Origin of the sequence: Pseudomonas sp. P7548, from assembly GCF_013386585.1 — a bacterium.
Classification (GTDB): domain Bacteria; phylum Pseudomonadota; class Gammaproteobacteria; order Pseudomonadales; family Pseudomonadaceae; genus Aquipseudomonas.
The window spans coordinates 80,005-97,220 of record NZ_JACARO010000007.1 but is presented as its reverse complement, the minus strand read 5'-3'; the positions used below and the strand labels follow the sequence as shown (position 1 = coordinate 97,220).

Annotated in this window: 13 protein-coding genes and 2 pseudogenes; 3 read left to right on the top strand and 12 right to left on the bottom strand. The window is 61.4% G+C overall.

The window, feature by feature from the left end:
* Positions 1-33: 33 nt before the first annotated feature.
* The 3 genes from HX803_RS03650 to HX803_RS03640 all read right to left on the bottom strand — a co-directional run bounded on the left by HX803_RS03650 (position 34) and on the right by HX803_RS03640 (position 4,842).
* On the bottom strand, positions 34-843 hold the full coding sequence (locus HX803_RS03650) for a putative RNA methyltransferase (RefSeq protein ID WP_178919045.1): 810 nt from the start codon (positions 841-843) through the stop codon (positions 34-36).
* Positions 843-1,994: a succinyl-diaminopimelate desuccinylase gene (gene dapE / locus HX803_RS03645; RefSeq protein WP_178919043.1), complete on the bottom strand. Its 1,152-nt coding sequence runs from the start codon at positions 1,992-1,994 to the stop codon at positions 843-845. The genes HX803_RS03650 and dapE overlap by 1 nt, the downstream gene beginning before the upstream one ends.
* A 256-nt stretch (positions 1,995-2,250) precedes the next feature.
* On the bottom strand, positions 2,251-4,842 hold the full coding sequence (locus tag HX803_RS03640; RefSeq protein WP_178919041.1) for a glycosyltransferase: 2,592 nt from the start codon (positions 4,840-4,842) through the stop codon (positions 2,251-2,253).
* Positions 4,843-5,059: 217 nt separating this feature from the next.
* Between HX803_RS03640 and tcdA the strand changes: the two genes are divergently transcribed.
* Positions 5,060-5,869: a tRNA cyclic N6-threonylcarbamoyladenosine(37) synthase TcdA gene (gene tcdA, locus HX803_RS03635; protein WP_372339886.1), complete on the top strand. Its 810-nt coding sequence runs from the start codon at positions 5,060-5,062 to the stop codon at positions 5,867-5,869.
* Positions 5,870-5,990: 121 nt separating this feature from the next.
* Here tcdA and HX803_RS03630 read toward each other — a convergent pair whose 3' ends face one another.
* From HX803_RS03630 to HX803_RS03615, 4 genes are all read right to left on the bottom strand, one after another.
* On the bottom strand, positions 5,991-6,398 hold the full coding sequence (locus HX803_RS03630; protein WP_178919037.1) for a SufE family protein: 408 nt from the start codon (positions 6,396-6,398) through the stop codon (positions 5,991-5,993).
* The gene (locus tag HX803_RS03625) at positions 6,395-7,600 is read right to left on the bottom strand and encodes an aminotransferase class V-fold PLP-dependent enzyme (protein ID WP_178919036.1); all 1,206 of its coding nucleotides are present in this window, start codon (positions 7,598-7,600) and stop codon (positions 6,395-6,397) included. The genes HX803_RS03630 and HX803_RS03625 overlap by 4 nt, the downstream gene beginning before the upstream one ends.
* Positions 7,601-7,664: 64 nt before the next feature.
* Complete coding sequence (dapD, locus tag HX803_RS03620) at positions 7,665-8,699, bottom strand: 2,3,4,5-tetrahydropyridine-2,6-dicarboxylate N-succinyltransferase (protein ID WP_178919035.1); 1,035 nt, start codon at positions 8,697-8,699, stop codon at positions 7,665-7,667.
* Between the two features lie 32 nt (positions 8,700-8,731).
* Positions 8,732-9,040 (bottom strand): arsenate reductase, encoded by a 309-nt coding sequence (locus HX803_RS03615; RefSeq protein ID WP_231982825.1) that lies wholly within the window; start codon positions 9,038-9,040, stop codon positions 8,732-8,734.
* 267 nt (positions 9,041-9,307) lie between these two features.
* Between HX803_RS03615 and HX803_RS03610 the strand changes: the two genes are divergently transcribed.
* A complete protein-coding gene (locus tag HX803_RS03610) occupies positions 9,308-10,951 on the top strand; it encodes a Na+/H+ antiporter (protein ID WP_178919034.1) in 1,644 nt (547 codons plus the stop codon).
* Between the two features lie 12 nt (positions 10,952-10,963).
* On the opposite strand, the gene HX803_RS03605 is transcribed toward HX803_RS03610, so the two are convergent.
* Both HX803_RS03605 and HX803_RS32630 read right to left on the bottom strand, forming a co-directional pair.
* Positions 10,964-11,674 (bottom strand): M12 family metallopeptidase, encoded by a 711-nt coding sequence (locus HX803_RS03605; RefSeq protein WP_178919033.1) that lies wholly within the window; start codon positions 11,672-11,674, stop codon positions 10,964-10,966.
* A 270-nt stretch (positions 11,675-11,944) separates the two neighbouring features.
* Positions 11,945-12,113: pseudogene (locus tag HX803_RS32630) on the bottom strand (PII uridylyl-transferase); the annotation flags it as partial.
* On the opposite strand from HX803_RS32630, the pseudogene HX803_RS03600 reads away from it, so the two are divergent.
* Positions 12,109-12,303: pseudogene (locus HX803_RS03600) on the top strand (Na+/H+ antiporter); the annotation flags it as partial. The pseudogenes HX803_RS32630 and HX803_RS03600 overlap by 5 nt on opposite strands.
* Positions 12,304-12,323: 20 nt before the next feature.
* Here the strand turns inward: HX803_RS03600 and HX803_RS03595 are convergent.
* The 3 genes from HX803_RS03595 to HX803_RS03585 all read right to left on the bottom strand — a co-directional run bounded on the left by HX803_RS03595 (position 12,324) and on the right by HX803_RS03585 (position 17,185).
* Positions 12,324-13,031 carry a M12 family metallopeptidase gene (locus HX803_RS03595; protein WP_178919032.1) on the bottom strand — a complete coding sequence of 236 codons (708 nt, stop codon included), beginning with the start codon at positions 13,029-13,031 and terminating at the stop codon, positions 12,324-12,326.
* A gap of 112 nt (positions 13,032-13,143) precedes the next feature.
* Positions 13,144-14,343 carry a succinyldiaminopimelate transaminase gene (dapC, locus tag HX803_RS03590; RefSeq protein WP_178919031.1) on the bottom strand — a complete coding sequence of 400 codons (1,200 nt, stop codon included), beginning with the start codon at positions 14,341-14,343 and terminating at the stop codon, positions 13,144-13,146.
* 139 nt (positions 14,344-14,482) lie between these two features.
* Positions 14,483-17,185, bottom strand: a complete 2,703-nt coding sequence (locus tag HX803_RS03585; RefSeq protein WP_178919030.1) for a [protein-PII] uridylyltransferase — start codon at positions 17,183-17,185, stop codon at positions 14,483-14,485.
* Between the last annotated feature and the right edge of the window lie 31 nt (positions 17,186-17,216).

Below are 17,216 nucleotides of genomic sequence, written 5' to 3'. Positions count from 1 at the left end.
CGGGATTCGAAAATCCATTCGCGGAAAAGTCGGTTATTGAAGCACGAAATAATCGTAGCGCATCGACACCGTGACCTTCAGCGGTTCGACGGCCTCGATCACTTCGTTGCGGCGCTCGGCGCTGGCCCGCCAGCCGTGGGGCGTCATGGCCAGCAGGTTGGCGCGGTCTGCAGGCTCGGCCAGGCTCAGGGTGAACTCAAGCGTCTCGCTGTGGGCCAGGCTCATGCCCTCCGGCACCAGGGCCAGGTGCTTGTCGTCGGTGTACTCGCGCACTTCGTCGTACAACCGCTCGCGCAGTTCCATCAGGTGACCGCTGGTCGGGCCAACCTTCATCAAACCGCCGCCTGGGCTGAGCAGGCGCTTGGCCTCTTCCCAATCCAATGGGCTGAACACGCTGGCCAGAAACTGGCAGCTGCCTGACGCCAACGGCACGCGGGCCATGCTGGCGATCAACCAGGTCAGCGCCGGGTTGCGCTTGCAGGCCCGCTTGACCGCTTCCTTGGAGATGTCCAGCGCGTAGCCATCGGCCTGGGGCAGGGCATCGGCGATCTGCGCGGTGTAGTAACCCTCGCCACAGCCGATGTCCACCCAGCGTTGTGGTGCGCGCTCGGCGGCCAGTTCCGCCAGGCGCCTGGCCACCGGAGCGTAGTGCCCGGCGTTGAGGAAGTCGCGGCGCGCCGCCACCATCGCCAGGTTGTCTCCCGGGTCGCGGCTGTTCTTGTGCTGCACCGGCAACAGGTTCAGGTAGCCCTGGCGCGCGCGGTCGAAACGGTGCCCGGCCGGGCAGGCCACACCGTTGTCCACCGCGTTGAGCGGGGCGCTGCAAAGGGGGCAGGCGAGCATCAGGCGAGCAACTTGATCAGGGTCTGGTAGTAGATTTCGGTCAGCACATCGAGGTCGCTGGCCAGGATGCGTTCGTTGACCTGGTGGATCGTCGCGTTGACCGGACCCAGCTCGACCACTTGGGTGCCGAGGGTGGCGATGAAACGCCCGTCGGACGTGCCGCCACTGGTCGAGGCCTTGGTGTCACGGCCGGTGACCGCCTTGATGCTGGCCGAAACGGCATCCAGCAGGGCGCCGGGTTCGGTGAGGAACGGCAGGCCCGACAGCGCCCACTCCACGTGCCAGTCCAGGTTGTGCTTGTCGAGGATCGCCGCCACGCGTTGCTGCAGGCCTTCGACGGTGGACTCGGTGGAAAAACGGAAGTTGAACACCGCCGTCAGGTCGCCCGGGATCACGTTGGTCGCGCCGGTACCGGAATTGAGGTTGGAGATCTGGAAACTGGTTGGCGGGAAGAAGGCATTGCCGTCATCCCAGTGCTCGGCCGCTAGCTCTGCCAGGGCCGGGGCGGCCAGGTGGATCGGGTTCTTGGCCAGGTGCGGGTAGGCCACGTGGCCTTGTACGCCGCGTACGGTCAGGGTGGCGCCGAGGGAACCGCGACGGCCGTTCTTGACCACATCGCCCACCAGGGTGGTGCTCGACGGCTCGCCGACGATGCACCAGTCCAGGCGTTCCTTGCGGGCTGCCAAGCGCTCGATCACGGCCTTGGTGCCATGGTGCGCCGGGCCTTCTTCATCGCTGGTGATCAAGAACGCGACCGAGCCGCGGTGGTCCGGGTAGTCGGTGACAAAACGCTCCGATGCCACGAGCATGGCCGCCAGGCTGCCCTTCATGTCCGCCGCGCCACGCCCGCAGAGCATGCCGTTTTCGTCGATCAGCGCGTCGAACGGGTCGTTCTGCCAGGCGTTCACCGGGCCGGTGGGCACCACGTCGGTGTGACCGGCAAAGCACAGCACCGGGCCTTCGTGCTTGCCGTGGGTGGCCCAGAAGTTGTCCACGTCTTCAATACGCATCGGCTCGAGCGCAAAACCGGCGTCGCCCAGGCGCTGCATCATCAGCTTCTGGCAATCGGCGTCGATCGGCGTGACCGAGGGGCGACGGATCAGGTCGATGGCAAGTTGAAGGGTCGGCGAAAGGTCGGCATGGGCCGTCATGGAAAGCTCCGGAAGCGTGTAATGGGCGCAGGACGCATGTGGAATACAGAACTTGAAATGGCGAAATTCTAATGTGGGAGCAGGCTTGCTCGCGAATGCGGAGTGTCAGCTACGCATGTATTGGCTGATATACCGCATTCGCGAGCAAGCCCGCTCCCACATAAGGCAATCGGCGCTTGGCTGATCCAACAAAACGGCCGTTATCTTATAGCAAAACGGCGGCCAGAGGCCGCCGTTTAGTGCATTGCGCAAGTTTTTACACGGCCGGTTCAGGCGCCGGCGTCGCTGCAGGTTTGGGCAGCGACGAAAGGAACGCCATGATCAGCGCCGCCACGTACGGCAGCGACTGCACCAGCAGCATCACCACCCAGAAGCGGATGTCGTTGCTGGGCAGGCCCTGCACCAGGTAGATCCCCAGCGCCGCGCCCCACAGCAGCAGCATGATGAACATCTCTTCCCGGGCTTCGGAAATCGCGACCCAGAAGCCGTGGTTATCGGCGTTCTTGGGTGTACGGAAGAACGGAATGCTGCTGGTGAAGAAGCCGTACAGCACCGCCTTGGCGATGGTGTGGGACAACGCCAGGCCAGCGAGGGCCGCGCAGAACGCATCCTTGAGGTTCACGCCAACGGCGCGGCGGTACAGGAAGATGATCTTGCCCACTTTGAACACGAACAACGCCAAGGGCGGGATCGCGAAAATCAGCAGCGGCGGGTCGACGCGCGTCGGCACGATGATCATCGCCGCCGACCACAACAGGGCGCCCACGGTGAAGAAGATGTTCATGCCGTCCGCCACCCACGGCAGCCAGCCCGCGAGGAAGTGGTAGCGCTGGCCACGGGTCAGCTCGGTGTCCTTGCCGCGCAGCAGGCTGGCGGTGTGGCGCTTGATGATCTGGATCGCGCCATAGGCCCAGCGGAACCGCTGCTTCTTGAAGTCGATGAAGGTATCCGGCATCAGGCCTTTACCGTAGCTGTCGTGGTAATACGCCGCCGACAGGCCTTTTTCGAATACGCGCAGGCCCAGTTCGGCGTCTTCGCAGATGCACCAGTCGGCCCAGCCCAATTCTTCGAGCACCGAGCGACGGGTCATGGTCATGGTGCCGTGCTGGATGATCGCATCACGGTCGTTGCGGGTGACCATGCCGATATGGAAGAAGCCTTTGTATTCGGCGTAGCAGAGCTTCTTGAAGGTGCTTTCGTTCTGGTCGCGGTAGTCCTGCGGCGACTGCACCACGGCGATTTTCGGGTCGGCGAAGTGCGGCACCATGTGCTTGAGCCAGTTCGGCGACACGCAGTAGTCCGAGTCGATCACCGCGATCACTTCGGCATCCTTGGCGGTGTGCGGGATCAGGTAGTTCAGCGCGCCGCCCTTGAAACCGGCCAGGGGCGAGACGTGGAAGAACTTGAAGCGCGGGCCGAGGGTTTCGCAGTAGTCGCGCACCGGCTCCCAGACGGCCGGGTCCTTGGTGTTGTTGTCGATGATCAGGACTTCGTAGTCCGGGTAATCGAGGGCTGCCAGGGCGTCGAGGGTCTGTTTGACCATCTCCGGCGGCTCGTTGTAGCACGGCACGTGGATCGACACTTTTGGGCGGTAGTCTGAATCCCCTTCAACCGGCAGGAATTCACGCCGACGTTTGTGGGTCCACACCGCCTCGGCCAGCTCATGGGCTTCGGTCAGCAACACGATAAACACGCCGAGGGCGCCGAGTGCCAGCAAGACGCCGACCGTCACGCTGAACCAGGTGCTGTATTGCTGGCTGTAGTCGTAGCCGATCCACACCAGCACCGAACCGCACAGGAATGCGATAAAGGTCAGGAAGGTACGGCCTCGCTGGCGCAGGGCCGAGCCGTCGATCATCAGCAAGGTCAGCGACAGCAGTGCCAGTACCACCGAGCCGATGGCCAGTACGCGCCATTGCGGGATCGCGACCACCGGGCCTTCAAAGTTGAATTTCTGCTGGCGCGCGGCGTTGTACACGCCCCAGTAGGCGCCGGCGGAGCCTTCGTCACTGACTTTCCACGGCTGGTCGAACGCCTCGATCACGAAGTAGTTGTAGCCCTGGCGGTTGAGCTTGTTCACCAGCGTGCGCAGGTAAATGGCCTGGTCGGCCGGCGATGTTTCGTTACCACCGCGCATACGGCCGTTGCTCGGCCAGCCGACTTCCGACAGCAGCAAGGGCTTTTTCGGGAACAGTTTTTTCAGGTCACGGGCACGGTCGAGTACGTATTGGCCGGCCTTGTCCATCGGGATGTATTCCCAGAACGGCAGGATGTGCGCGGCGATCAGGTCGACGTGCTTGGCCAGTTGCGGGTTCTTTTCCCAGATGTGCCATTGTTCGGAGGTGGTCACCGGCACTTTCACGGCGGCACGCACCCGGTCGAGCAGCACGATCAGCGCTTCGGGGGTGATTTCTTCGCGGAATAGCGCTTCGTTGCCGACCACCACCCGTACCACGCTGCGCGAACTGTTGGCCAACTCGATGGCGCGCTGGATTTCACGTTCGTTGCGTTCCAGGTCCGGGCTGATCCAGATGCCCAGGGTCACCCGCAGGCCGAATTCTTCCGCCAGCTTGGGGATGTCTCCCAGGGTGCCGTCAACCGAGTAGGTACGGATGTTGTCCGTCAGCTTGCTCATGATCGCCAGGTCCTGGCGCATCTGATCGTCAGTCGGGTATTGGTCTTTCTGTGGGAACTGGCCTTGTTGGAACGGCGAGTACGAAAACCCGGAGATCTGTTCAGGCCAGTTGGGGGTGGTGACCGGGCGGTTGATCAGCGCCCAGAAGCCGGTGAACAGCGCGGCGATTGCCAGCACGATCACCAGGTTGAGTCCAAATTTACGCGATGCCATAGCTATTTCGGGTTCCAAAGGGTGTGGAACGAAAAGAGGTGTCGGCCTGCGCCGAACGGCGCGCATCCTACACCGGCCTTTCCCTGACCGTACAGCAAGCAGAGAAAAACCGGACATTAGTCAGCGAAAGGCCATCTAAGTTCTTTACTTGTAGCTTGTCGCTTCGAACTTGTCGCTCTGTAGTCCATAATGCGCGCCGGTTTTTGGGGTAATGGTCATGAGTACAGAAGATCCACGGTTTGCAGGCGTCGCCCGCTTGTATGGCATTGAAGGCCTGGAACGCTTGAAAGCGGCCCATGTGGCGATCGTCGGCGTCGGCGGCGTGGGTTCCTGGGCGGCGGAAGCCATGGCCCGTTGCGGGGTGGGCGAGATTTCGCTGTTTGACCTGGACGACGTCTGCGTCAGCAACAGCAACCGCCAGTTGCATGCCCTGGACAGCACCGTGGGCAAACCCAAGGTCGAGGTGATGGCTGAGCGCCTGCGCGGCATCAACCCGGATTGCACGGTGCACGCGGTGGCGGATTTCGTCACCCGCGACACAATGGCTGAATACATCACGCCAGACATCGACTGCGTGATCGACTGCATCGACGCGGTCAACGCCAAGGCGGCGCTGATTGCCTGGTGCAAGCGCCGCAAGATCCAGATCATCACCACCGGCGGTGCCGGCGGGCAGATCGACCCGACGTTGATCCAGGTGTGCGACTTGAACCGCACCTTCAATGACCCGCTGGCCTCCAAAGTGCGCTCAACCCTGCGCCGCGACTATGGTTTCTCGCGCACCGTGACCCGCCACTACAGCGTGCCGTGTGTGTTTTCCACCGAGCAACTGCGCTATCCCAAGCCGGACGGCAGTATCTGTTTGCAAAAGAGCTTTGTCGGGGATGGGGTGAAGCTGGACTGCGCGGGTGGATTTGGCGCGGTGATGATGGTGACGGCGACGTTTGGCATGGTCGCGGCGACCAAGGCCGTGGATAAGATCGTCGCCGGGGTGCGTAGGCCGTCGGAGCGGGTCAAGCCTGCTTAACTATCCTGCCGAACCAAGCTCAAAATGTGGGAGCGGGCTTGCTCGCGAATGCGGTGGCTCAGTCAATCATGTATAGACTGACACGGCGCTTTCGCGAGCAAGCCCGCTCCCACATTTGGTTTTAGGTATGGCCCAACGCTCGCATGCGCTGCAGGACAGCGTTAAGGCCATTGCTGCGGGACGGTGACAATTGGCGGGAAAGCCCCAGCTGGTTGAACCAGTCCGGCAGATCAACGGCCTGCAACTCGGCGGCCGTCAACCCATTCACCCGCGCCAGCAGCAACGCCACCAACCCGCGAATCATCCGTGCATCGCTGGCGGCAGCAAACTGCCAACGGCCATCCTGCAAGTGCCCCGCCAACCACACCAGGCTTTCGCAGCCCTGCACCAGGTTGGCGTCGACTTTATCCCCGTCGGCCAGGGCCGGCAGACGCTCGCCCCATTGCATCAGCATCCGCGCGCGCTGTTCCCAACTGCCGACAGCCTGGAAGGCGTCAAGCGCGGTCACTGCATCCACCGGCAAATTCATCGCAGCATATCCAGCGCTTGATCCAGCGCTTCAAAGAAACGCTCCAGATCATCGGAGTCGTTGTACAGCGCCAGGGACACACGAATCGCCCCCGACAGATGCATCGCCTTGAGCAACGGCATCGCACAGTGATGTCCGGCGCGCACGGCAATGCCTTGCTCCGTCAGCAGGTGGGCGAGGTCAGCGTTGTGCACGCCATCGACCACGAAGCTGACCAGGGCCACCTGGGGATATCCCAATACTTGCACACCGTTGCGCGCTTTGAGCCCGCGCAACAGGTAGTCGTGCAGGGCTGCTTCATGGGCGATCACGGCGTTGGGGTCCAGCGAACTCAAGTAGTCCAGGCTGGCCCCCAGGCCGATCACGCTGGCGATCGGCGGCGTGCCGGCTTCGAAACCCAGGGGCGCCGGGCGAAAGCTGGCGCTGTGGTAGTCGGCCTGTTGCACCATCTCGCCACCAAACTGCCAGTGGCGCAGGTGGTGCAGGGCTTCGTTGCGGCCAAACAGCACGCCGACGCCGTCCGGCCCGTAGAGTTTGTGGCTGGAGAACACATAGAAGTCGCACCCCAGGGCCTGCACGTCGTGACGGCCATGGACGATGCCCTGGGCACCGTCTATGACGGTCAGCGCGCCGTGTGGCTGGGCCAGCGCCAACAGGGCCTCCAGGGGCTGCCAGGCGCCGAGCACGTTGGACAACTGGCTCACCGCCAGCAGGCGCGTGCGTGGGCCGATCAGTTCGGCGGCGACGGCAAGGTCAATCACGCCGTCGTCACCCAGGGGCAATACCACCAGGTTCAGCGCGCGGCGTTTGGCCAACTGCTGCCAGGGCAGCAGGTTGGCATGGTGTTCCAGGGCGCTGATGACAATCTCATCGCCCGCATTGAATAAGTGCTCAAGGCCATAGGCCAAGAGGTTCAGCGCCGATGTCGCGCCGTGGGTAAACACGATTTGCCCGCTGTCACCTGCGTTCAGCCACTGCGCGACCTTGTTGCGGCTGTCTTCAAAAGCCTGTGTCGCGTGAGCCCCCGGCAAATGCTGGGCACGGTGCACATTGGCTGCGCCATTGGCGTAGTAATGGCTGATGGCATCCAGCAGGGCTTGGGGTTTTTGCGTGGTGGCGGCGTTGTCCAGGTAGGTCTGGTCTTGCCGTTGCAGGGTGGCGATGGCCGGGAAGTCGGCGCGCCAGGGAGAGGGCACAAGCATGGTGATAAAGACTCGTATAAGCGAGCCCCTGGGTGGGGGCCCGCTAGTGGCATCGAGTGGCTGCTTAGTTGTGAGCGTGCAGCGCTTCGTTCAGTTCGATGGCCGATTTGTGGGTTTTGCACTCCACGGCACCGGTCTCGGAGTTGCGGCGGAACAGCAGGTCCGGCTGGCCGGCCAGTTCGCGTGCCTTGACCACCTTGACCAATTGATTCTGCTCGTCCAGCAACGCAACCTTGGTGCCGGCGGTGACGTACAGGCCCGACTCCACGGTGTTGCGGTCGCCCAGCGGGATACCGATACCGGCGTTGGCGCCGATCAGGCAGCCTTCGCCCACCTTGATCACGATATTGCCGCCGCCCGACAGGGTGCCCATGGTGGAGCAACCGCCGCCCAGGTCCGAGCCCTTGCCGACGAACACGCCAGCCGACACACGGCCTTCGATCATGCCCGGGCCTTCGGTGCCGGCGTTGAAGTTGACGAAACCTTCGTGCATCACGGTGGTGCCTTCGCCCACGTAGGCGCCCAGGCGCAGACGCGCGGCGTCAGCGATCCGTACGCCGGCCGGAACCACGTAGTCGGTCATTTTCGGGAACTTGTCCACCGAGAACACTTCCAGCAGCTCGCCACGCAGGCGTGCTTCCAGTTGGCGTTCGGCCAGTTCGGCGATGTCGATCGCGCCCTGGCTGGTCCAGGCCACGTTCGGCAGTTGCGGGAACACACCGGCCAGGCTCAGGCCGTGTGGCTTGACCAAGCGGTGGGACAGCAGGTGCAGCTTGAGGTAGGCCTCAGGCGTGGAGGTCAGTGCGGCGTCTTCAGCCAGCAGGGTGGCGACCAGCGGCGTGTGACTTTCAGCCAGGCGGTTGAGCAACGCGGCTTGGGTGGCGTCGACATTCTTGAGCGCATCAGCCAGCTGCAGTGCTTGGCTGATGGTGAAGGTAATGGCCTGGTTGCCTTCGGTGTAACCGAGGATCGGCGCGATGGCTGCGACGATTTCAGCCGAAGGGTTGAGCAGCGGCTGCGCGTAAAACACTTCCAGCCAAGCACCTTGGCGGTTCTGAGTGCCGACGCCGAAGCCCAGGCTGAACAGGGAATTGGACATGCTGTTACCTCTACAAAATGGAAAGGGCTGGCCTACTTGAGGGCCGCCGAATAACTATCTGGCTTGAAGCCAATCAGGGTTCTGTCACCGAGATCAAGCACCGGGCGCTTGATCATCGAAGGTTGCGCGAGCATCAATTCAATGGCTTTCGACTGATCGAGATCGGCTTTGCGTTCGTCTTCGAGTTTGCGAAAGGTGGTGCCCGCACGGTTCAAAACCACCTGCCAACCGTGCTCGTTGCACCATTGGGTCAAGTGTTCGCGGTCGATACCGGCTGTTTTGTAGTCGTGGAACTCATAGCTCACAGCGTGCTCATCGAGCCAGGTGCGGGCCTTTTTCATGGTGTCGCAGGCTTTGATGCCGAAAAGGTGCAACGTTTTGCTTGAAGCGGTCAAGGAATTGCCCCCTTTGAGCGTGTGAAAACGGAAGGTCACGGATTATGCCACGACCAGCGGGTTTGGGTGCCGCTCGTCATGCCGGCGTGCGACTTATGTGCAAATGTCAGGCTGCAGCCAGGTGGGTAACATAGCTGGGTTATATGGCACTTCAACGGCGAGTTGTTGCCGTATGTGTGTCGTTGCACGTCGATTGTCCGGGAAACCCGCGTTATGCAAACCGCCTACACCGTTCTTATTCTGCTGATGCTGGTCAGCGTTTCGCGTCTGGTCGGGCGTGTCATTCCTCTGCCGTTGCCCTTGGTGCAGATTGCCGCCGGCGCCTTGCTGGCGTGGCCTACGCTAGGGTTGCACGTGGCACTGGACCCGGAGCTGTTCCTGTTTCTGTTCCTGCCGCCGTTGTTGTTCTCCGATGGTTGGCGCATGCCCAAGCGAGAGCTTTGGCGGCTGCGCGGGCCGATCCTGACGTTGGCGGTGGGGCTGGTGCTGTTCACGGTAGTCGGTGCCGGTTACTTCATTCACTGGATATTGCCTACGATCCCGCTGCCGGTGGCCTTCGCCCTGGCGGCGGTTTTGTCGCCGACGGATGCTGTGGCCGTGTCCGCCATTTCCCAGAACCGTTTGCCTACTCCGCTGATGCACATGTTGCAGGGCGAGGCATTGATGAATGATGCGTCGGGCCTGGTGACCTTCAAGTTCGCCCTGGCGGCGGCGTTGACCGGGGTGTTTTCCCTGGCCGATGCCAGCCTCACGTTTGTCTTGGTGGCCGTCGGTGGCCTGGCCGTGGGGGTCGCGCTGAGCTGGCTGGTGGGCCGCTTGCGCACCTGGATGATCGCCCGGGGTTGGGACGACCCGGCGACGCATGTAGTGTTCATGTTGCTGCTGCCGTTTGCCGCGTATGTGTTGGCTGAGCGTTTGGGTGCATCGGGGATTTTGTCGGCGGTAGCAGCGGGCATGATGCAAAGCTGGCTCGACCTGCTGCCGCGCCAGACGAGCACGCGTTTGCTCAACCGCAGCGTCTGGTCGTTGTTGGAGTTTGCTTTCAACGGCTTGATCTTCCTGCTGCTGGGCCTGCAACTGCCGGACATCATCAAGGCGGTGGTCAGCCATGAGCCGACGTTGTGGCCGACCTTGTTGTATCGCTGCCTGGACGTGGTGGCGATCTTCCTGGTGTTGCTGGTGCTGCGCTTTATCTGGGTACAGAGTATTTGGCGGCTGTCGGGTTTGCTGCGCAGGCTGCGAGGCAAAGGTGAGCTGACGCTGGTGCCAACGGCGCGTTCATGCTGGTTGCTCACCGTCGGTGGCGTGCGCGGTGCAGTGACGCTGGCCGGTGTGATGTCGGTGCCGCTGCTGCTGGCGCCGGGGCAGGACTTTCCCGAGCGTGACCTGCTGACCTTTATCGCGGCAGGGGTGATCCTGTTATCGCTGATTGCTGCGTGCATTGCCTTGCCACTGTTGTTGCGCGGCGTCGAAAAGAGTCCCGATGAGAAGCGCCACAACGAGGTTCGCGAGGCCTGGAAGAAAACCGCCGTGGCCGCGATTCATGCCCTGGAAACCGAGGAACTTGCTGAAACCGAAACCCAGGACGCCGCCCAGGCCGCGCTCGCTGCTGAGTTGAAGGCACGCTTGATGTCGGAATACCGCCACCAGTTGGAAGTGTTCAACGACTCGGCCGAGGCCCAGGCGCTGGCGCAACAGATGGACCTGCTTGAGCGCAAGTTGCGCCTCAAGGCCCTGCGGGCGCAGCGCCTGGAATTGTATAGCTTGAGCCGTCATCACCAGATTGGTGATGACGTGTTGCGGGAGGTGTTAGCGGAGCTGGATATGAGCGAAGCGAACCTGGGATCGCTGAAATAAGTCTCAGGGGCTCTATCGGTTTTTAGGGTACAGCGCACGGATGAACTGTTTGTCGGTTTCTGACAGTTCATAGTTCTCGGATGTGGGCATGCCGTTAGTGAAGTACTCCCCCGGCATGCTGTAGTGCATGATTGAGCGCGGGTCATACTGAGAAGAATAAACCTGGCGAGGATCAAATTTTTTCAGTATTTGGTCGTCAGCCTCTTTCCTGGGTTGTTTGTAGCGATCGTGCTCTTGATAGACGTTTTCTGCATTGAACTCTAAAGTCCGGTAGGGATGTTGGTGCTCATGCTTCAAACCCAAGGCATGGCCGAACTCATGCGCTACCGTCTGGCTGGTTTTTGCAACCAAGCCGTGTGCAAAACCGATAACCATCGTGGGCTTTTGGGCGGGAACCTTCTTCGCATTTACGCCGACTGTCGATGAGCCCCCATAGGAATTATTGTCCGCTGCAATCCTGATATCGGCGTCGGGTGATTGGGTGAACTCAAACGTCAGATTGACGTGAGGCGCCCACTTATTGATGCTGGTTTTGGTGAGTTGCTCTTGCTCCGGCGTCATGCCAATCAACGAGATCTTGAGTGTCGAGTGTTGTGGCCAAAGGTCCGCAGGGAATGCCACGCCACGTTTTTTTCTACTGAGCGCGGATGTTTCCGGCGCCTGGTTGTTGTAGGCATGCTCAGGGGCGGCGGCTGTTGGATGGGCAGTAGGGTTGATGCTCAAAATGCACGGCCTCGCTGACGAAAGGAGTCTGGAGTCCATGTAGTGGTGCTGTTTGAGGGAAACGTTCCAACAAAGGCGTAGCTTAATACTTGTGGCGCTGTAGGAAATGCTCAGCATCCCGCACTGCATTGCGCAGTGCGGGCGTGTTTGATGACTGATGACGCTGAATAAACGCACGAACCCGCTCCGCCGCTTTCACATGTTCGCATCGAGGCGATGCCATCGCAGGCAAGCCAGCTCCCACATGAGCCACGTCCACAACATTAAAATTTATATAGTCAGGCGCGTGAGCTCGACGCCAGGCTCCTGGGTCACGACGATGGCTTCCTGCGAGCGCAGGCACAGCTCCGGGTCGGACAGCGGCTGGTTATCGGCGTCGGTGATGAAGAACACGTCTTACGCGCTCGCCGAGGGTCGCAATCGTGGCGTTCTGCAACGACTCGGCCCAAGCCCAGGCGCTGGCGCAACAGATAGATCTGCTTGAGCGCAAGTTGTGGCTCAGGGCCCTGCGGGCGCAGCGCCTGGAGTTGTATAGCTTGAGCCGTCATCACCAGATGGGTGATGACGTGTTGAGGGAAGTGTTGGCGGATCTGGATATGAGCGAAGCGAACTTGGGAGTGATGAAGTAGAGGTTCGCACTGAGTAACTATCAGGTGGGTAATTTGTATAGTTTGCGTACGATGGCTTTGTCTCCTTCCGAGAGATGGGTATTGGCACCGACACCTCTTCCATCAAGGGTGACAATATCCGGGAAGTCGTAATGCATGATGGACTTACTGTCATAGCGGGTGACGAGCAAATGGTCGCCAACAGGTAGTTTCAGGAACTGACTATAGACGAGCTCTTTCGGGAAGTGCTCGCTGGTGTAACCTTCGTAAACAGCGTCTATGTCCCAGTTGATATCGTGCTCAGGGTTTTGGTGTTCGTGCAGCAGCCCCAGGGCATGGCCGAATTCGTGCAGCGCATTTGCACGGAATTCCCTCGAATCATCGAGTCGTTCCAAGTGCATCGTCGGTTCGCTCAGCGGCACGTTTTTCGCGTCGGTGCCAATCGCGGACCAGTTTCTCTTGATGCCTGGGTCATCAGAGATTCGAATATCGCCCTCTCTGCCATCGACAACCCGAAATTGAAGGGCGGGAGTGTTATGCGCCCACTCCCTGATCGCATCTATCACCAGAGCCTTGCTTTTCTGGTCTCTAAGGTCAATAGCAACGGTTATGACGCCTGCGGGCCAGCGTTTGGTTGTGTCTGCGAGGCCTCTTTTGGTCCGGCCGGTGCGCGCAGAGGTGGGAGTTTCGCTATCTAAGGGCGGCAGTGGGAAATGAACGTTGCCAGAAAGTTGAGCGGTCGGGTTCATGCGCTGTACTCCAAGGGAATGTCCCAATGAGTGTTAAGCGCGAAATTCTGGTTCCCCTTGTTCAAGTGAGCAAGGCCCCGCACTGTGTTGCACAGTGCGGGGTTGGCAAGGGTTACTGAGTGCGCTGGACAAAATCGCGAATTCGCTCAGCCGCCTCCACGCACTCCGCCAGTGGTGCAACCAGTGCCAAACGCACTCGCCCTGCACCCGGGTTGAAGCCATCCACTTCCCGCGACAGGTAGGAACCCGGAACCACGGTTACGTGTTCTTGCTCGAACAGGTCGCGACAAAAGGTGGCATCGTCTCCATTCACATTCGGCCACAGGTAGAACCCGCCATCCGGTGCCTGCACATCCAGTACCGGCTTGAGAATGGCTAGCACGGCGTCGAATTTCTCGCGGTACAGGTCACGGTTGGCCAGCACATGGGCTTCGTCTTTCCAGGCTGCAATGCTGGCCAGCTGGGTTTGCACCGGCATCGCGCAGCCGTGGTAGGTGCGGTACAGCAGGAAGGCCTTGAGGATGTCGGCGTCGCCGGCCACAAAACCGGAGCGCAGGCCTGGCAGGTTGGAGCGCTTGGACAGGCTATGGAACACCACGCAGCGCTTGAAGTCCTGGCGGCCCAGCTCGACGCAGGCGCTCAACAGGCCCGGTGGTGGGGTTTGTTCGTCGAAGTACAGTTCGCTGTAGCACTCGTCGGCGGCGATGACGAAGTCATGTTCGTCGGCCAGGGTGATGAGTTTTTTCAGGGTATCGACCGGGATCAGCGCGCCGGTCGGGTTACCCGGGGAGCACAGGAACAGGATCTGGCAGCGCTTCCAGATGTCCGGCGTCACGGCATCGAAATCCGGGTTGAAGCCGTTGGCATCCAGGCAAGGCAGGTAGTGCGGCTTGGCCCCGGCCAGGAACGCCGCGCCTTCGTAGATCTGATAGAACGGGTTCGGGCTCACCACCAGGGCGTCGTCACCGCGATTGACCACGGTCTGGGTGAAGGCGAACAGCGCCTCGCGGGTGCCGTTGACCGGCAGGATGTTGCGCGCCGGGTCGAGCCAACCCTTGGGTACATTGAAGCGGCGTTCGCACCAGGCGCCAATGGCCTCGCGCAAGGCCGGGATGCCCAGGGTGGTCGGGTACACCGCCATCTGGTCAAGGCTGTCGGCCAGGGCCTTGGCGACGAACTCAGGTGACTTGTGTTTGGGTTCGCCGATGGACAGCGCAATCGGGCGCTTGTCCGGGTTCGGCGTGACGCTGCCCAGCAGGGCACGCAGTTTTTCGAACGGGTAGGGCTGGAGCTGGTTCAGGGCGTTGTTCATAAAAGTCTCTTAGGTAAGCGCAGACCCTGTGGGAGCTGGCTTGCCTGCGATGGCTTCGCCTCGCTGTGCCAGATACACCGTGGCGGCCCTATCGCAGGCAAGCCAGCTCCCACATGAATCGGGTTAACACATTCAATAATCAAATAGTCAGCCGGGTGAGCTCGACCCCAGGCTCTTGGGTCACGCTCAACTGCTGCACGATGGCTTCCTGCAAGCGCAGGCACAGCTCAGGGTCGGACAGCGGCTGGTTATCGGCGTCGGTGATGAAGAACACGTCTTCCACGCGCTCGCCGAGGGTCGCAATCTTGGCGTTCTGCAACGACAGGTCGAACTCCAGGAAGATCCCGCCGATGCGTGCCAGCAACCCCGGGCGATCCGGTGCGCTGAGTTCCAGCACGGTTACCGGCCGCTGGGCGTCGTTGGAAATGGTCACCTGGGGCGCAAACGCAAAGTGCTTGAGCTGGCGCGGTACCCGGCGCTGGATGATGGTCGGGTAGTCGTCAGGGTTGCGCAGGGCCTCGGTAAGGCCTTCGCGGATCTTTTTCACCCGCACCGGGTTGTCACCAATCGAGTCGCCGTCGGTGTCGAGCACGATGTAGGTGTCGAGGGTGAACTGGCTGCTGGAGGTGATGACCCGTGCGTCATGAATGTTCAGGTTGAGCTGGTCCATGGCGGCCACGGTCACGGCGAAGAAGTCGTGCTGGTCCGGCGCATAGATGAAGATCTGCGTACCGCCTTCGAATTCGCGCTGGGTGGTTTCCTTGATCAGCACCAAAGGCCCGCCATCGGCCGGCTGCTGCAGGATCGCGTCACTGTGCCAGGCCACATCGCCGGCGGTGTGGCGCAGGAAGTAGTCGTCGCCCAGTTGCGACCAGAGTTGCTCGACATCGTCCGGGTCGTTGCCGCCACGCACCAAGATGTCCAGGGCGGCGCTTTGGGTGCGGCGGATCTGCTCTTCGCGGTCCACCGGGTTTTCCAGGCCACGGCGCAAGGCGCGCTTGGTCTCGGTGTAGAGCTGGCGCAACAGGCTGGCACGCCACGAGTTCCACAGCGTGGGGTTGGTGGCGTTGATGTCGGAGACGGTCAGTACATACAGGTAGTCGAGACGGGTTTCATCGCCGACGATGCCGGCGAAGTCGTGGATCACCTGCGGGTCGGACAAGTCCTTGCGCTGGGCAGTGGTGGACATCACCAGGTGGTTCTGCACCAGCCAGACGATCAGGCGGCTGTCCCACAGGGGCAACTGGTGGCGCTGGCAGAACGCCTCGGCGTCGACGGCGCCGACTTCCGAGTGGTCGCCATGGCGGCCCTTGCCGATGTCGTGGTACAGGCCAGCGAGGTAGATCAGCTCCGGCTTGGGCAGCTTGGCCATGAGCTTGCTGGCCAGCGGGAATTTCTCTGACACCTGGGTGTACTGCAGCTTACGCAGGTGCTTGATCAGGTTCAGGGTGTGGGCGTCCACGGTGTAGATGTGGAACAGGTCGTGCTGCATCTGCCCAACGATAAAGCCGAATTCCGGCAGGTAGCGCCCGAGGATGCCGTAGCGGTTCATGCGCCTCAGGTTGCGGTGGATGCCGATCTTGCACTTGAACAGCTCGATGAACAGGCTGGTGTTGCGGATATCGTTGCGAAAGTCATCGTCGATCAGGTGACGGTTTTCCCGCAGCAAACGGATGGTGTCGGCGCGCACGCCCTTGATTTCCGGCTGCTGGGCCATCAGCACGAAGATCTCCAGCATGGCGAACGGGGTGCGTTTGAAGACGTTGTCGTTGCGCGCCTCGATATAGCCGTCGTGCAGTTGGAAACGCGCGTTGATCGGCTGCGGCGGCGCTTCATCCTCGGGCGCCAGGATCACTTCTTCGAAGTGCTGGATGATCAGGTCGCTGAGCTGGGCAATGCTCATGACCACCCGGTAATACTGCTGCATGAAGCTTTCGATGCTGGTCTTCGCGTCTTCACCTTCAAAGCCCAGCAGGGTGGCGATGGAGCGCTGGTGGTCGAACAGCAGGCGGTCTTCGGAGCGTCCGGCGAGCATGTGCAAGGCGTAGCGCACTTTCCACAGGAACTCCTGGGAGGAGGCCAGCAGGGCGTTTTCGCTTTCCACCAGGAAACCTTCGCCGGCCAGGGCCCGCAGGTTCAGGGTGCCGTACTGGCGACGGGCAACCCACAAAATCGTCTGGATATCCCGCAGGCCACCGGGCGAGCCCTTGACGTTGGGTTCCAGGTTGTATTCGGTGTCGTTGTATTTGTGGTGCCGGGCCTTCTGCTCGGCGCGTTTGGCCAGGAAGAAGTCCTTGCTTGGCCACATGTGCGCGGTGCTGGTGACTTCGAGCATGCGCTGGCGCAGGCGTTCGGGGCCGGCGATGGTGCGGCTTTCCATCAGGTTGGTGATGACGGTCAGGTCGGCGCGGGCCTCTTCGGCGCATTCGTCCACCGAGCGCACGCTCTGGCCGACTTCCAGGCCGATGTCCCACAACAGGGTGAGAAAGCGCTCGATAGAATCGCGAAAGATCTCATGGTCGGCGCTGTCCAGCAGGATCAGCAGGTCGATGTCGGAGTAGGGGTGCAGCTCGCCGCGCCCGTAGCCGCCGACCGCCACCAGGGCGATGTCGGCGTCCTCGCTCCAACTGAATTGCTCCCAGGCCTTTTGCAGGATGTTATCGACGAACCAGGCGCGGTCCTCGATCAGCCTGCGGATGTCCCGGCCGCTGCGAAAGCGCTCATCGAGCACCTCGCGGGCCTGGCGGATAGCCTTCTTGAAGGCGGCGATGGGGCTTGCCTTCAACGCCAGTTCGGCCTGGAACTGGCCGCGGTCGAAGAGTTCGGGATCCACCTGGGGCATCGATCGGTTTTCCTTTCTATCTATCAGTCAG

Coding starts and splice junctions, on each gene's coding strand:
- HX803_RS03650 (WP_178919045.1), bottom strand. CDS start 843: ATGCTCGCCTGCCCCCTTTGCAGCGCCCCGCTCAACGCGGTGGACAAC.
- dapE (WP_178919043.1), bottom strand. CDS start 1,994: ATGACGGCCCATGCCGACCTTTCGCCGACCCTTCAACTTGCCATCGAC.
- HX803_RS03640 (WP_178919041.1), bottom strand. CDS start 4,842: ATGGCATCGCGTAAATTTGGACTCAACCTGGTGATCGTGCTGGCAATC.
- tcdA (WP_372339886.1), top strand. CDS start 5,060: ATGAGTACAGAAGATCCACGGTTTGCAGGCGTCGCCCGCTTGTATGGC.
- HX803_RS03630 (WP_178919037.1), bottom strand. CDS start 6,398: ATGAATTTGCCGGTGGATGCAGTGACCGCGCTTGACGCCTTCCAGGCT.
- HX803_RS03625 (WP_178919036.1), bottom strand. CDS start 7,600: ATGCTTGTGCCCTCTCCCTGGCGCGCCGACTTCCCGGCCATCGCCACC.
- dapD (WP_178919035.1), bottom strand. CDS start 8,699: ATGTCCAATTCCCTGTTCAGCCTGGGCTTCGGCGTCGGCACTCAGAAC.
- HX803_RS03615 (WP_231982825.1), bottom strand. CDS start 9,040: ATGAAAAAGGCCCGCACCTGGCTCGATGAGCACGCTGTGAGCTATGAG.
- HX803_RS03610 (WP_178919034.1), top strand. CDS start 9,308: ATGCAAACCGCCTACACCGTTCTTATTCTGCTGATGCTGGTCAGCGTT.
- HX803_RS03595 (WP_178919032.1), bottom strand. CDS start 13,031: ATGAACCCGACCGCTCAACTTTCTGGCAACGTTCATTTCCCACTGCCG.
- dapC (WP_178919031.1), bottom strand. CDS start 14,343: ATGAACAACGCCCTGAACCAGCTCCAGCCCTACCCGTTCGAAAAACTG.
- HX803_RS03585 (WP_178919030.1), bottom strand. CDS start 17,185: ATGCCCCAGGTGGATCCCGAACTCTTCGACCGCGGCCAGTTCCAGGCC.